Genomic DNA, 14,015 nt, shown 5'->3' on the forward strand with positions numbered 1-14,015 from the left:
AACAAGGAAGATAGAGGTGTTTTGAGATGAAGGTTTCACAGCTTCGCACGCCGGCATTTCTGCTGGATTTAGATCAGTTGGACAAGAACATCCAAGAGGTGGGCGCCCTTGCCAAGGCGGGGGGCAAACAGCTTTGGCCCATGGTGAAAACCCACAAGAGCACCTACCTGGCCCAAAAACAGGCCCAGGCAGGGGCCAGCGGATTTTTAGTGGGCACAGTGGATGAGGCGGAAAGCCTGGTCGCCGCCGGCCTTTGCAACATCATGCTGGCCTACCCCTATTTTGGGGAAGAAAACATCGCCCGCATTGCCGCTTTGGCCGCCAAGGGGAACCTGTACTGCTCGGTGGATTCCCTGGAATGTGCCCAGCAGTATGACCGCATCTTTGGAGAGGAAGGCCTCACCTGCCAGTTCCTGCTGATTGTGGACTGCGGCCTTCACCGGCTGGGGGTCCCCCCGGAGGGGGCGGCGGACTTGGCGGCAAAGATTGCCCGGCTCCCCAACAGCAGGCTCTGCGGCATCGGCACCCATCCCGGCCATGTATATGCCTGCGCCAGCGGCGAGGGAATCCGGCCGGTGTATGAGGAGGAGGAAGCCGCCCTGCGCACTGCCTACGATGGGATCACCTCCGCTGGCATCCCCCTGGAGATCGTAGCCACCGGCAGCACCCCCACCATGGCGCTGGAATCCAGGTCAAGCCTGGTAACTGCTATGCGCCCCGGCAATTATGTGTTCTATGACGCCATCCAGATGGCCTTGGGGGTCGCCACAGAGGAAATGTGCGCCCTCACCGTTCTATGCACTGTCATCGCTAAGCGGGAGGATGGCCACATCATTGTGGACTGCGGCAGCAAATGCCTGGGCCTGGACAAGGGCGCCCACGGCAACGCCAGCATTGTGGGGTATGGCAAGGTGATCGGCCACCCCAGCCTGGTGGTGGAGTCCCTCTCGGAAGAGGTAGGCAAAATTTCTTTGAATGGGGACCAATCCGTTGCCATTGGCGACCGGCTGCGGATCATCCCCAACCACTCCTGTTCCAGCGCCAATATGACCGGCTATCTCACCGGCGTGCGGGGCGATGAGGTGGTGGAGCTGATCCCGGTGGACATCCGGGGCAACTCCAGGAAGCCCGGCTGTTAAATCGAATAAAAAAGGGGAGGGGAGCGTCCGTGCTCTCCTCCCCTTTTTGCAGGTGCCGCTTGGGAAGTTTCTTCCTTTTTCTTCCCAAAAGCGGTATAATAAGGGCAAATCCACTTGGGAAAGGATGAACCAATGTGCAGACCATCGACCGCGGGTCGTTTATTTTAGGGATGACCACCGCCTTTTGCGAGTGCGTGGCCGGCGAGTGCAAGCGGGCTGCCTTTACGCCCCCCTGCACTCCCCAGGATGCTGCCCTTGTCAAAGACGAGGTGGAGCGGATCATCACCGAGCAGGGGTGCTTGTACCATTTTGAAGAAAACCCGGAGCTGCCGGAGGAAAGCCGGGTGTGCTGGTGGGTCATCGCCAAATTTGAAGATGTCCTGGCTGGGTACCGGGCCCTGCGGGGCCGGGGCCTCAACGTCTGCTGGGAGTTTGGCGCCTTTGCCCCCTACCTGGGGTATAACCTGGCCTTTGGGGAGGGGGCGGACAAGGTGAAGCCCCGCCGCCGGGAAGAGAAGCGCGGTGTGGACACGGTGGGCCGGGTCCTCTTTCCCAATGGGGGCTGGCCGCCGCCCAAACCGGAGGGGATGTAGATGGAACCGGTGATCACCGATTGCACCCTCTGCCCCAGGCAGTGCCACGCCGACCGCACCCGGGGCCAGGGCTTCTGCGGGGGCGGGGGGAAGGTCAAGCTGGCCCGGGCCGCCCTCCACTCCTGGGAGGAGCCCTGCATTAGTGGGAAAAAAGGCTCAGGGACGGTGTTTTTCTCCGGATGCCCTTTACAATGCTGTTTCTGCCAGAATTACCCTATCAGCTGTGAAAACTATGGGGCCGAGATCCCGGTGGAGCGGCTGGCGGAGATCTTCCTGGAGCTCCAGGGGCAGGGGGCCCACAACATCAACTTAGTCAGCGCCGGGCATTACGCCCCTTGGGTGGCAGAGGCCCTGCGCCTGTGCGGGGATAAGCTCTCCATCCCGGTGGTGTACAACAGCGGCGGGTATGAATCGGTGAATACCCTGCGCCTTTTGGAGGGGAAGGTGGACGTCTACCTCCCCGACCTGAAATACGCAGACCAGGAGCGGGCCCTTCGCTACAGCGGCGCGGCGGATTATTTCCCCGTGGCCGCCGCCGCCATCCGGGAGATGGTCCGCCAGGTGGGCCTGCCGGTTTTTGACAAAGAGGGCATGCTCCAAAAAGGGGTGGTCATCCGCCATCTGGTCCTCCCCGGTGGGATGAAGGATTCCATGTCTGTCCTGGATTGGGTGGCGAGGTCCTTCCGGCCGGGGGAGGTGCTTATCAGCCTGATGAGCCAATACACCCCCTTTTACCGCAGCCGGGAGTTCCAGGAGCTGGGCCGGCGGGTCAGCACCTATGAATACAACAAAGTCGCCGGGTATATGATGGATCTGGGCCTCACCCAAGGGTTTATGCAGGAGCGCAGTTCCGCCAAAGAGGAGTACACCCCAGAGTTTGCCCTGCAAGGGGTATTTGCCCCGGCATCGGAAGAAAAGAGGGACCATTGTTGAAACACACAGTAGTAGAAAAACAGAAAAGCAGCCACAGCTGTTTTGTCTGCGGCATCGACAACGGGAGCGGCCTTCACGCTGAGTTTTTCCAGCTGGACAACAACGAGCTGATGGCGGTATTCACCCCCCGGGAGGAGCACCAGAGCTACCCCGGCCGCACCCACGGCGGGGTAAGTGCCGCCATGCTGGATGAGACCATCGGCCGGGCGATCACCGCCTTTGAGCCGGAGGTCTGGGGGGTGACGGTGGAGCTGAAGCTGCGCTATAAAAAGCCGGTTCCCCTTGGGGTGGAATTGAAGGCCATCGGCCGGGTGACCTCCAACAACCGCCGCATTTTTGAGGGCAGCGGGGAGATCCTCCTGCCCGACGGCACAGTTGCGGTCACTGCAGAGGGCCGGTATATGAAGCTGCCCATCGACAAGATTGCCCAAGGGGATTTTGAGATGGAGGAGGAGATGTTCCTCATCCCCCGGGAAACCGATCCCACCGAGGTGGATTTTTAGGCGAGGATCCCCGCTCTGGGCCTGCCGGAAAAGGTGGGAATCTCCCCGGTGAAAGAGATTATTTGCGCGGCGAGAAAAGTCCACAAAGAATTCCCCAAAAGATTGTCTTTTCCTCAGCTTGTAATGTGCGCCTGCATTCGGTATCATAAAAAGTAACAACAACTAGGAGGAATTGTCCGATGAAAGATATCACCGAACGCTTTTTGACCTATGTGGCCATCGACACCCAGTCCAAGGCCAACCAGACCCAGTTCCCCTCCACCGAAAAACAGAAAGACCTGCTGCGGCTGCTGGCCGAAGAGATGAAAGCCATGGGCATCAGCGATGTCTCCATCGACGAGTACGGCTATGTCTACGGTTCCATCCCCTCCAACATGGACAAAAAGGTCCCCGCTATCGGCTTTATCGCCCACGCGGACACGGTGGAAGACATGCCCGGCAATGACATTAAATACCGCATTGTGAAGAATTACGACGGCAAGGACATTGTCCTCAACGAGGAAAAGGGCATTGTCATGCACACCGCCGAGTTCCCCCATATGCTGAACTATGTGGGCCAGGACCTGATTGTCACCGACGGCACCACCCTGCTGGGCGCTGACGACAAGGCCGGCATTACCGAAATCCTTTACGCGGCAGAATACATGCTGGAACACCCTGAGTTTAAACACGGCGACATCAAAATCGCCTTTACCCCCGACGAGGAAGTGGGCCGCGGCGTGGACTTCTTTGATGTAAAGAAGTTTGGCGCAGACTTCGGCTACACCATGGACGGCGGCGGCCTGGGGGAGCTGAGCTTTGAGAATTTCAACGCCTGCAGCGGCTTTGTCACCATCCACGGCACCAACAGTCACCCCGGTTCCGCCAAAAATGTCATGGTCAACTCCATTTTGGTTGCCATGGAGTTCAGCGCCATGCTGCCGGTTCACGAGCGCCCCGAATCCACCGAGGTTTATGAGGGATTCAGCCATTTGAACAACTTAAACGGCAATGTGGAAGAGACCAAGATGATCTATATGATCCGCGACCACGACCGCCAGAAATTGGAGGAGAAAAAGGCCCGCTTTGTCAAGGCGGCCGAATACCTTAACTTCAAATACGGCGAGGGCACCGTGGAGGTGGTCCTCAAGGACTCCTACTCCAACATGAGGGAGAAGATCGAGCCCTGCATGGAGCTGATCGACAACGCCAAGGCAGCCATGGAATCCCTGGGCATCACCCCCATCGTCAAGCCCATCCGCGGCGGCACCGACGGCGCCCGGCTCTCCTATATGGGTCTGCCCTGCCCCAACCTGTTCACCGGTGGGCACAACTCCCATGGCCGGTATGAGTACATCCCGGTGCAGTCGATGGAAAAAGGCGCCCAGGTCATCCTGAAGATCGTGGAGCTTTACGCGGGCAAATAGTCCTGTGTGAAAGCCCCCGAGTAATAAAATTTAACAGGAGGAGTTGTCATGAGGTACGACAAGGAGTTGTATGCCAAACATCTGCAAGGGATGGTCCGGTTCCCCACCGTTTCCAACGCCGACCCGGAAAAGGTCGACTGGGAGACTTTCCTGGGGCTCCACAAGTATTTGGAGGAGACCTACCCCCTGGTACACAAGACCCTGACCAAAGAGGTCTTTGGCAAAGTGGGCCTGCTCTATCACTGGAAAGGCACCGGCAAGTCCGGCAAACTGCCTTTGATGCTGACCGCCCACCAGGATGTCGTGCCAGAAGGCGACCACTCCATGTGGAAATACCCGCCCTATGAAGGGGTCATCGCCGAAGGCTGCGTGTGGGGCCGCGGGTCCTCTGACTGCAAGAGCAATATCCTGGCCTATATGGAAGCTTTGGAAGGGATGATCGCCGACGGCTTTGTGCCGGATTATGACATTTACCTGGGCTTTGGCTACAACGAGGAGATCATGGGCGGCCCCGGCGCTGCGGGGACTATCCTGGTGGATCTGCTCAAGAGCCGCGGCGTTGAGATCGGCCTGGAGCTGGATGAGGGCGGCGGCATTGACCAGCAGGGCGGCCAGTATGTCGCCCAGATTTATCCGGCGGAAAAAGGCTATGCCGACTTTGAGTTTTCAATGAAAGACCCCGGCGGCCACTCTTCTCAGCCCGGCGAGCACAGCTCTTTGGGCATCATCGGCAAGACCGCCTGCATCCTGGAGGAGAACGTTCTTCCTCAGCGGCTGACCAAACCGGCCATTGACCAGATGAAAGCCATGGCGCCCTTTATGGAAGGGGAGCTGGCCCAGCTGTTCAAAGACCCCGAGGCAAACTGGGAAGCTTTGAAGTCCATCCTGGCCCAAAACCGCACCTACAACGCCATGACCCGCACCACCACCGCCGTCACCATGATGAAGGGCAGCGACCAAGCCAACATCCTGCCGGAGCGCTCCTGGCTGGTGATCAACAACCGGCTGCTCACTGGCGACACCATCGAGAGCCTGCAGGCATTCTATGAGAGCATCGTCCCCGAAGGGGTAGAGGTCAAGCTGCTCAAGGGCCACAACATGCCGGAGGTCTCCTCCATCGAAAGTGAGGAGTATAAGCTGCTCCACTCCATCGTGGAGAAAAAATACCCCGGCATCACCATGATGCCCTCCCTGCTGCTGGGCGGCACCGATGCCCGCTATTTCAGCGATATCTGCCCCACCCACAGCGTGTACCGCTTCACTGGCATGCGGCGCTTTAACAGCAAATCGGGAGGCGCCCATCAAGTCAATGAGCGGACAGACATCGACGTTCTCGAAGATGATGTGGAGTTCTATGTGGAGCTGTTTAAAGCATATGGCTCTGCACAATAAGGCCTGATTTTCCAATACGGTTCTAAAGTTGGCCGGCGCGTATACTTTATCTGTAACGCGCCGGCCTTCTTGATAACGATCCAAGTTTAAAAGGAGGAAAAAATCATGGCAAATGCAGAGCGTATGGAAGCGCAGCTGAAGGCCCTATCCCTGATTTCGGAACAAGGGGAGGAGGGCACCACCCGCCTCAGCTACACCCCTGAGTACCGCAAAGGCGCGGACTACATCAAAAAGCTGATGGAGGAGGCCGGACTCACCGTCCGGGAGGACGCAGCGGGTTTGGTGTGGGGCCTGCTGCCCGGCACCGACCCGGACGCCCCCAAGCTGATCTCCGGCTCCCACCTGGACACCGTCCGCTGCTCCGGCTTCTACGACGGCCAGGCGGGTATCATCTGTGCCCTGGAAGCGGCGCGGATGATCAAGGAGAGCGGGAAGCCCCTCAAAGGGGATTTTGAAGTGGTGGCCATCCCCATGGAGGAAGGCGCCCGGTTCCCCAACCTGACTGGAAGCAAACTGGCCGCTGGCGTCCTCAAAGAGGCCGACCTGGATCTGGTCAAAGACACCGAAGGCACCACCCTGCGGGAGGCGATGCTCTCCTATGGCCTGACCGGCAAGCTGGACGGGGTAGACCGCAGCAAAGAGAAGGTCAAAGCCTTTATTGAGCTCCACATGGAGCAGGGCACCCTGCTGGAGGACGAGGGCATCGACCTGGGCGTGGTGGACGGCATCTTCGGCTGCTACTGGAAGACCATCACCGTCCGCGGCGAGGTCTCCCATCCCTCCACCCCCATGGCCAAGCGGAAAGACGCCGGCCTGGCTGCCTGCCGCATCGTCTCCGACCTGTCAGAGCATGTGGCCAAGAATTATGTGGGCAAAGCGACAGTCACCTGCGGCAAGATGGATTTCCACCCCGGCGAGATCAACGCCATCCCCTCTCGGGCGGTGTTCTCGGTGGACTTCCGCAGCGGCGACAAGAAGAACTTCGATGAGCTGGACGCCTATTTGGCGGAAAAGATCGCCCAGGTGGAGAAGGACTACCGGGTCAAGGTGGAACAGGAGGTCTTCTCCAACACCCCGCCAACCCCCAACACGCCTGCCATCATGAATGCATTGACCACCGGCGCCAAAAACCTGGGACTTAAGAGCGCAGTCCTGCCCTCCGGTGCAGGCCACGACACCATGATCTTTGCCAAGATTTGGCCCACTGGCATGATCTTCATCCCCAGCCACGAGGGCTACACCCACAGCCCCCGGGAGTACACCGACCCCAGGAACCTGGCCAATGGCGCCGACTTGATCGCCGAAGCCATCCGGATTTTGGATGCCCAGTAAAAACAAAGTCAAAAAGGCTTCCCCATGTGGGGAAGCCTTTTTTGGTTGCTAAAATAGGGAAGGAAACACGGAGGAAACAGGAAAGCCGGGGGACAGCATATGGCTATCTGCCGCCGTGAAACTCCTTCATATGCTGGGTGGCGGCGGCTTCGATCTGTTCCAGAGTGGTGGAGCTGACCACATGCTCCATCCGGCAGGCGTCCTCCTCGGCGATCTCCTCCGGCACCAGCAAAATGTGGATCAGGTAGTATTTCAGCAGGTCGTGGCGGCGGCGGACCTTTATGGCTTCCCGGCGGCCCAGATCGGTGAGGGTGATCCCCCCATAGGGCTGCTGGAGAAGGAAGCCGTCCGCCCGGAGGAGGCCGATTGCCCGGCTGACGCTGGCCCGGGAAAAGCCCAGGGCGTTGGCCACGTCGATGGAGCGCACCGGTGCACCCTGGACCGAAAGGTCGAGGATCGCCTCCAGATAATCCTGTTTGGATGGGGTGAGTTTGCTCATAAACAGCCTCCTCTTGGTTGGAAGGATAGGGCATCCCAGAACCAAGAGGCTCCATGCCCTTTGCCCCGGCGGTAGGCCGGAGATACTCTACATTTTAAGTATACTACAATTTGAGCCATTTGCAAAGTGCAGGTGGCTTCTCTAGGCATACCACCCGGAAAAAGGGGGCCATCGTGCCAGGCGGGGCCTTGAGAAAAGCTTTTGCCGCTGTGGAAATTCTTTGGAAAATAAAGTGTCGATTTCTATTGACAAGTTCCCATTGGAAGCATAGAATGTAAGCATAAGCTAACTTATAGGCTCCCTTTTGGGAATGAAATAGGGGAGGCCCTGCAGTGTTTTATCCTGGGGCGGGGGCAAAAAAGGGACAAAGGTTTTTGTTCTCAAAATGTTAGTGATAGGAAACATCTTAAAAAGGAGTGAAGCGTATGACGACGCTGGATCGTGTAAAACCTGGGCACGGCGGAGTAATCGCATCAATTGGAGGAGAAGGGGCCCTGCGGCGGCGTCTTCTGGATATGGGGCTAACCCCGAAAACCCGGGTAGAAGTCCGCAAGGTCGCGCCTATGGGCGACCCCATTGAACTGTACCTGAGGGGCTATGTTTTGACCCTGCGGGGAGAGGATGCGGCCAAAATCACCCTCCTCTCCGACACTGAGACCCCAAAAGCTCAGCACGGCCACTGCCATGGTCACCGCCATCATTGTGAGGGTTGCCCCTCTGCCCAGAAACAAGGGGAGGAACAGAAAGCATGAAATCGACATTAGCCCTTGCAGGCAACCAGAACTGCGGCAAGACCACCCTGTTTAATGCCTTGACCGGCAGCAACCAGCACGTGGGCAACTTCCCCGGCGTGACGGTGGAGAAAAAAGAGGGGCAGATCCTCCACCACAAGGACATCTCCCTGGTGGACCTGCCCGGCATTTACTCCCTTTCGCCCTATACATCGGAGGAGATTGTCACCCGGGATTTTGTCCTGAAGGAGCATCCCCAGGGAATTATCAACATTGTGGATGCCACCAATATTGAGCGGAACTTGTATCTTTCCCTCCAGCTGATGGAACTGGGAATCCCCATGGTCATTGCCCTCAACATGATGGATGAGGTGCGAGCCAGCGGCAACCACATTGATGTAAAATGCCTCTCCCAGCACCTGGGGGTTCCGGTTGTGCCCATCTCAGCCAGCAAGGGCGAGGGCATCAGCGAACTGCTCAAACAGGTGGTGGAGATGGTGGAAAAGCAGGAAAAGCCTCAAAAGCTGGACTTTTGCACCGGGCCAGTGCATCGGGCCATCCATTCCATCGCCCACATTGTGGAAGACCACGCCGAGCGGGCTGGGTATCCGGTGCGGTTTGCCGCCACCAAATTGGTGGAAGGGGACCAGCCCATGATCGACGCTTTGCAGATTTCGGAAAATGAGGTCCATATCATTGACCACATTGTCCAGGAGATGGAGAGCGAGCTGGAAACCGACCGGGAGGCCGCCCTTGCCGACATGCGGTACACCTACATTGAAGGGGTGTGCGCCGAATGTGTCTTTAAGCACCAGGAGACCCTGGAACAGGTCCGGTCGGAGAAGATCGACCGGATTTTGACCCATAAATACTTTGGCATCCCCATCTTTTTGGGGATCATGCTGGTGGTGTTCTATCTGACTTTCAGCGTGCTGGGTGCGCCGATGCAGGATTTTCTGGGCACCGCCATCGACTCCGGCGTGGCAGCATTTTCCTCTTTCCTGACGGATGTGGGGGTCAGCCCCTGGCTCCACTCCCTCTTGATCGACGGCGTCTGTGCCGGGGTGGGCAGCGTCCTCTCCTTCCTGCCCATCATCGTCCTCCTGTTCTTCTTCCTCTCCCTTTTGGAGGACAGCGGCTATATGGCACGGGTGGCCTTTGTCATGGATAAGCTGCTGCGGAAGATCGGCCTCTCCGGCCGCTCCTTTGTGCCCATGCTCATCGGCTTCGGGTGCAGCGTGCCGGCCATCATGGCCACCCGGACCCTTTCCAGCGACCGGGACCGGAAGATGACCATCGTCCTCACCCCGTTTATGTCCTGCAGCGCCAAGTTGCCCATCTACGGGATGATCACCGCCGCTTTCTTCCCCCACCATGCGGCGCTGGTGATGATCTCCCTGTATGTCACCGGCATTGTGGTGGCCATCCTCTCCGGCCTGCTTTTGAAGAACACCATCTTCCAGGGCGATCCGGTACCCTTTGTCATGGAGCTGCCAGCCTACCGGATGCCCTCGGCCCAAAGTGTGTTCCTCCACATGTGGGAGAAAGCCAAGGACTTCCTGCGCAAAGCGTTTACCATCATCTTTATGGCTTCGCTGGCCATCTGGTTCCTCCAGAGTTTTGATTGGTCCTTTAACATGGTGGCGGACAGCGCCGATAGCATCCTGGCCTCCATCGGCTCGCTGATCGCGCCGCTTTTCGCCCCCCTGGGCTTCAACGACTGGCGGGCTTCCACCGCTCTCATCACCGGCTTTACCGCCAAGGAATCGGTGGTCAGCACCTTGACCATCCTCACCGGCGCGGCCAACGACGCCCAGCTGAGCGCCATCCTCCAAACGATCTTTACCCCTTTAAGCGCCATCTCCTTCCTGGCCTTTACCATCCTATACATGCCTTGTGTGGCCGCTTTTGCCGCCACCCGCCGGGAGATCGGCTCGATGAAAGGGGCGGTGCTCACCGCGGCCTACCAGACCGGCGCGGCCTACCTGGTGGCCATGGCCATCTATCAAATCGGCCGCCTCATCGTGTAAGAAAGGAGACTTGGTATGACCCAGGCAGATCTTATCACCTTAGTTGTTCTGGCTTTGGTGGTTGCGGGAATCCTCCTTTACCTGCGCAAGCAGAAGAAAAACGGGGGGTGCTGCGGCGGGTGCAGCGGCTGCCCCCACGCAGGGGCCTGCCATCCAGAAAACAAAGAATAGCAAACCGGGAAGGGAGGGCATTGGCCCTCCCTTTTTTGGGGCCGGGCCCAGGTAAAATACAGGTAAAGTTGGGAAAATCCCCAGGAAGTTGGTTGTCAACACACTTGCAACGTGATATAGTTAAGGCAAGGAAGCAACGTTCCAAAACCCTGTGAGACGAATGGAGGATGAACAATGCGTAGGATTCTATCGATGGTATTGGCAGCGGCGTTGGCGCTGTCTATGCTATCCACGGCGGCCTTTGCACAGACCGGCGAAACCACGACCATCAAAGTGTTCCACACCAACGACAGCCACTCCCGCGCCAAGGAAGTGGTGGACTCCAAAACCGGCGAATTGACGAATATCGGCTTCGCCCGGTTTAAGACCTTTATCGACAGCCAGGAAGCGGACGGAAAACTGATCCTGGACGCTGGCGACACCTTCCATGGAATGCCCTTTGCCACCATTGAGAACGGCAACAGCATCGCCAAAATTCTCAAGGCAGTGGGATATGACGCCATCAGCCCCGGCAACCATGATTTCAACTACGGCTATGAGCGGCTGGATGTCCTCTCCTACCGAGCCGGGGTCAAACCCCTCGCCGCCAACGTGACCATCGGCGGCAAGAACGCCTTTGACAAATATCTGATCAAGAACATCGACGGGGTCAAGGTTGGTGTGTTCGGCCTGGCAACCCCTGAGACTGCCTACAAAACCAACCCCAAAAATGTGGCAGGCCTGGACTTCGGCGACAAGGAATCGCTGATTGCCACCGCCCAGCAGATGGTGGATGAATTGCAGGAGAGAGACTGCGACGTCATCATCGCCCTGTGCCACCTGGGGGTTGACCCCACCAGCGACATCAAATCCACCGACATTGCAAACGCGGTGGAGGGCATCGACTTGATCATCGATGGCCACAGCCACACCGAGCTTGACAACTACAAGGTGGGGGATACCTACATCGCCAGCACCGGCAACTACCTGGAGAATGTGGGTATGGTCACCATCAAGGTCAAGGATGGGGAAGTCCTCTCGGTGGAGCCCAAGCTGTACTCTGCCAAAGAGCTGAAAAACCTCCCCGAGGACAGCAAGGTCAAAGCCATTGTGGATCGGATTGACGAAAACCAGAAGAGCATCCTCGATGTGGTTATCGGAAAGACCCCCATCACCCTGGACGGCGAGCGGGAGACCAACCGAGGCGGCCACACCAACCTGGGCCGCCTCATCACCTCCGCTATGCTGGAGGAGACCGGGGCAGACATCGCCCTGACCAACGGCGGCGGCATCCGCGCCACCATTGAAAAAGGCGACATCACCAAGGGCGATGTCATCAATGTACTGCCCTTTGGCAACTACATCGTCACCAAGCAGGTCAAAGGCCAGGATATCATCGACGCCCTCAACTTCGGCATGGACTTCGGCGCAGGCGGGTTCCCCCACTTTGCCGGCATGACCGTTGAGGCCAAAAAAGTGGAGACCACCGCTGAAGACGGCACCACCAAGACCAAAGGTCAGGTCCTTTCCATCCTGGTGGATGGAAAGCCCATCGACCCCAACGCCACTTACACTCTGGCCACCAACGACTTTATGGCCAGCGGCGGCGACGGGTACACCATGCTGGGCAATTATCCCATTGAGAATGAGTTCTCCGCCTTGGATGAAGCCCTGATCCGCTACCTCTCCAAGGTCGGCGATGAGGGAATCAAAGCCATCGATGCGGAGGAGCGGCTGATCCTCACCGATGTGGCGAAGAACCCGGCTCTCGGTTCCGGTACGGCAGCCACCGCCCCTTCCACCCCCTTTGTACCGGATGACAGCGACAAAAACAACCCCTCCACCGGCAGATGGGCGGCATAAAAACAACGACAGCATCAAAAAAGGACGGCTTTAAGCCGTCCTTTTCTTTTTTGGGGATTTGTGTTGTTCCCCAGGTGGAGGGGGAGCATTATTCCGGTTTTTTGGCCGAGACCAGCAGCATCATGGGGCGGCGCAGTTCATCCTTCATGCCGGGCAATTCCAGCATGGTGGGGTCGGGCTCCGGCTCCACCACGGCGGTGAGAGAAAACCCGGTTTTGAGCAGGCTGCTCAGGTAGGTGGTCAAGGTCTTGTGGTACTTAACCACATCCTGGCCTAGGAACACCGCATGGCGCAGGCCCTCAGTGAAGTAGCCGTCCACCGGCCAGTGGAGGATGTTCCCCGCCCCATCCCGGTACCAATCCTGGGTGCCATAGGCGGTGAAGATGGGGTGCTCCACCGAGAAGACAAACTCCCCGCCGGGGGCCAGGGTGTCGTAGACCTTGCGGCAGATATCCGCAAAATCGGAGACATAGTGGAGGGCCAGGGAGCTGACCACCACATCGAACGCTTCTTTGGGGTAGGGGTAGTCCTCTATGGAGGTCTGGATGAACTGGACCTTGGGGGAACGGACCATCCCCTTGGCCCGGGACAGCATCTTGTGGGAGAGGTCCACCCCCACCACCGACTGCGCACCATGCTCCAGAGCGTAGGCGCAGTGCCAGCCGAAGCCGCAGCCCAGGTCCAACACCCGTTTGCCGGAAAAGTCGGGCATCAGCTTGCGGAATGCGTGCCATTCCCCGGCGCCGGCAAGTCCGTCCACCGAGCGGCTCATCTTGGAGTATTCCGCAAAAAACGCATCGTCGTCGTATTTATTTTCTTTCATCGTTGGTTCCATCCTTTCTATAGGGGCATGGCGGCGGGTATCTTTAAAAACTGGGGATGGCTTTCGCCATCCCCAGGGGTGTTATTTGGACTCTTCACCCTTGGGGCGGATGGGGCAGTGGATGTAGGTTTGGTCGATCTGCGGGGCTTTCAGCTCCGGCAGCAGGGGCGCTAGGAAGGCTGCCACCAACCCAGTGGAAAACCCGTTGTTGTACAGGTTGAGGGAGCTGTACAAAGTCCCCACATTGAGCACCACCGACGAGTGGATAAACCCGGAGAGCATCCCATAAAACAGGCCGTATTTGCCGGCCAAAGGGGCAAGGCCGGTGCAGAGCAGAACACTGAGCTGCACAGCGGGATCGGTCAGGTTCCACACCTTGACAAAGGAACCGAAGATAACCCCTAAAACAATAAATAAGGTGTTGCGCAGGTTGACGCCGGCAGCGCCGAACCCGGCGATGGAAAGGATGCACCCGGCGGTGGGCCCGTTGATCGCCCCGCCGATGGCCAAGAGGTAAAAGGTGAAAAACAGGCCGATGAGTCCCATGTTGATCATGGTGCCTGGGAACCCCAGGGTTCCGATATAATCGGCTCCCTGGCCGCTGTGGCGGGGGGTGTACTT

General features: G+C 58.2%; 13 protein-coding genes and 1 pseudogene. 11 read left to right on the forward strand and 3 right to left on the reverse strand.

Translation table 11 applies throughout. From position 1 onward, the window contains the following. Nucleotides 1–26: 26 nt before the first annotated feature. The 7 genes from BQ5353_RS08560 (at nucleotide 27) to BQ5353_RS08590 (ending at nucleotide 7,298) form a co-directional block, all read left to right on the forward strand. On the forward strand, nucleotides 27–1,139 hold the full coding sequence (locus BQ5353_RS08560) for an alanine racemase (protein ID WP_054331466.1): 1,113 nt from the start codon (nucleotides 27–29) through the stop codon (nucleotides 1,137–1,139). 134 nt (nucleotides 1,140–1,273) lie between these two features. Next, nucleotides 1,274–1,732: a hypothetical protein gene (locus BQ5353_RS08565; RefSeq protein ID WP_054331467.1), complete on the forward strand. Its 459-nt coding sequence runs from the start codon at nucleotides 1,274–1,276 to the stop codon at nucleotides 1,730–1,732. Then, nucleotides 1,733–2,665: a radical SAM protein gene (locus BQ5353_RS08570; RefSeq protein WP_071427878.1), complete on the forward strand. Its 933-nt coding sequence runs from the start codon at nucleotides 1,733–1,735 to the stop codon at nucleotides 2,663–2,665. Further along, nucleotides 2,662–3,168 (forward strand): PaaI family thioesterase, encoded by a 507-nt coding sequence (locus BQ5353_RS08575; protein ID WP_054331468.1) that lies wholly within the window; start codon nucleotides 2,662–2,664, stop codon nucleotides 3,166–3,168. Before BQ5353_RS08570 ends, BQ5353_RS08575 begins: the two co-directional genes overlap by 4 nt. 179 nt (nucleotides 3,169–3,347) lie before the next feature. After that, nucleotides 3,348–4,574, forward strand: coding sequence for a peptidase T (gene pepT / locus BQ5353_RS08580; protein ID WP_054331469.1), 1,227 nt, complete (start codon nucleotides 3,348–3,350; stop codon nucleotides 4,572–4,574). 48 nt (nucleotides 4,575–4,622) lie between these two features. Beyond that, nucleotides 4,623–5,966: a M20/M25/M40 family metallo-hydrolase gene (locus tag BQ5353_RS08585; RefSeq protein ID WP_071427880.1), complete on the forward strand. Its 1,344-nt coding sequence runs from the start codon at nucleotides 4,623–4,625 to the stop codon at nucleotides 5,964–5,966. 105 nt (nucleotides 5,967–6,071) lie between these two features. Beyond that, the gene (locus BQ5353_RS08590) at nucleotides 6,072–7,298 is read left to right on the forward strand and encodes a M20 family metallo-hydrolase (protein WP_054331474.1); all 1,227 of its coding nucleotides are present in this window, start codon (nucleotides 6,072–6,074) and stop codon (nucleotides 7,296–7,298) included. A gap of 103 nt (nucleotides 7,299–7,401) precedes the next feature. On the opposite strand, the gene BQ5353_RS08595 is transcribed toward BQ5353_RS08590, so the two are convergent. After that, the gene (locus BQ5353_RS08595) at nucleotides 7,402–7,797 is read right to left on the reverse strand and encodes a metal-dependent transcriptional regulator (RefSeq protein WP_054331475.1); all 396 of its coding nucleotides are present in this window, start codon (nucleotides 7,795–7,797) and stop codon (nucleotides 7,402–7,404) included. A 425-nt stretch (nucleotides 7,798–8,222) separates the two neighbouring features. Here BQ5353_RS08595 and BQ5353_RS08600 point away from each other — a divergent pair. From BQ5353_RS08600 to BQ5353_RS08610, 4 genes and pseudogenes are all read left to right on the forward strand, one after another. Next, a pseudogene (locus tag BQ5353_RS08600) lies at nucleotides 8,223–8,462 on the forward strand (FeoA family protein); the annotation flags it as partial. Nucleotides 8,463–8,545: 83 nt separating this feature from the next. Continuing rightward, nucleotides 8,546–10,558, forward strand: a complete 2,013-nt coding sequence (gene feoB, locus BQ5353_RS08605) for a ferrous iron transport protein B (protein WP_054331476.1) — start codon at nucleotides 8,546–8,548, stop codon at nucleotides 10,556–10,558. Between the two features lie 15 nt (nucleotides 10,559–10,573). Then, nucleotides 10,574–10,729, forward strand: a complete 156-nt coding sequence (locus tag BQ5353_RS12435; RefSeq protein ID WP_082398573.1) for a FeoB-associated Cys-rich membrane protein — start codon at nucleotides 10,574–10,576, stop codon at nucleotides 10,727–10,729. Between the two features lie 174 nt (nucleotides 10,730–10,903). Next, nucleotides 10,904–12,571: a bifunctional metallophosphatase/5'-nucleotidase gene (locus tag BQ5353_RS08610; protein WP_083386459.1), complete on the forward strand. Its 1,668-nt coding sequence runs from the start codon at nucleotides 10,904–10,906 to the stop codon at nucleotides 12,569–12,571. Between the two features lie 88 nt (nucleotides 12,572–12,659). On the opposite strand, the gene BQ5353_RS08615 is transcribed toward BQ5353_RS08610, so the two are convergent. Both BQ5353_RS08615 and BQ5353_RS08620 read right to left on the reverse strand, forming a co-directional pair. Beyond that, nucleotides 12,660–13,394, reverse strand: coding sequence for a class I SAM-dependent methyltransferase (locus BQ5353_RS08615; RefSeq protein WP_071427884.1), 735 nt, complete (start codon nucleotides 13,392–13,394; stop codon nucleotides 12,660–12,662). A gap of 81 nt (nucleotides 13,395–13,475) precedes the next feature. Further along, nucleotides 13,476–14,015, reverse strand: a 540-nt coding sequence (locus BQ5353_RS08620; RefSeq protein ID WP_162273126.1) for a DUF1576 domain-containing protein, incomplete at its 5' end; no start/stop codon positions are given.

It is taken from the genome of Merdimmobilis hominis (assembly GCF_900104615.1).
Classification (GTDB): Bacteria; Bacillota; Clostridia; order Oscillospirales; family Ruminococcaceae; genus Merdimmobilis; species Merdimmobilis hominis.

Excerpts from the sequence above, each read along its gene's own strand:
- BQ5353_RS08590 (WP_054331474.1), top strand. The coding sequence starts at position 6,072 with ATGGCAAATGCAGAGCGTATGGAAGCGCAGCTGAAGGCCCTATCCCTG.
- BQ5353_RS08610 (WP_083386459.1), top strand. The coding sequence starts at position 10,904 with ATGCGTAGGATTCTATCGATGGTATTGGCAGCGGCGTTGGCGCTGTCT.
- feoB (WP_054331476.1), top strand. The coding sequence starts at position 8,546 with ATGAAATCGACATTAGCCCTTGCAGGCAACCAGAACTGCGGCAAGACC.
- BQ5353_RS12435 (WP_082398573.1), top strand. The coding sequence starts at position 10,574 with ATGACCCAGGCAGATCTTATCACCTTAGTTGTTCTGGCTTTGGTGGTT.
- pepT (WP_054331469.1), top strand. The coding sequence starts at position 3,348 with ATGAAAGATATCACCGAACGCTTTTTGACCTATGTGGCCATCGACACC.
- BQ5353_RS08560 (WP_054331466.1), top strand. The coding sequence starts at position 27 with ATGAAGGTTTCACAGCTTCGCACGCCGGCATTTCTGCTGGATTTAGAT.
- BQ5353_RS08570 (WP_071427878.1), top strand. The coding sequence starts at position 1,733 with ATGGAACCGGTGATCACCGATTGCACCCTCTGCCCCAGGCAGTGCCAC.
- BQ5353_RS08595 (WP_054331475.1), bottom strand. The coding sequence starts at position 7,797 with ATGAGCAAACTCACCCCATCCAAACAGGATTATCTGGAGGCGATCCTC.
- BQ5353_RS08615 (WP_071427884.1), bottom strand. The coding sequence starts at position 13,394 with ATGAAAGAAAATAAATACGACGACGATGCGTTTTTTGCGGAATACTCC.
- BQ5353_RS08585 (WP_071427880.1), top strand. The coding sequence starts at position 4,623 with ATGAGGTACGACAAGGAGTTGTATGCCAAACATCTGCAAGGGATGGTC.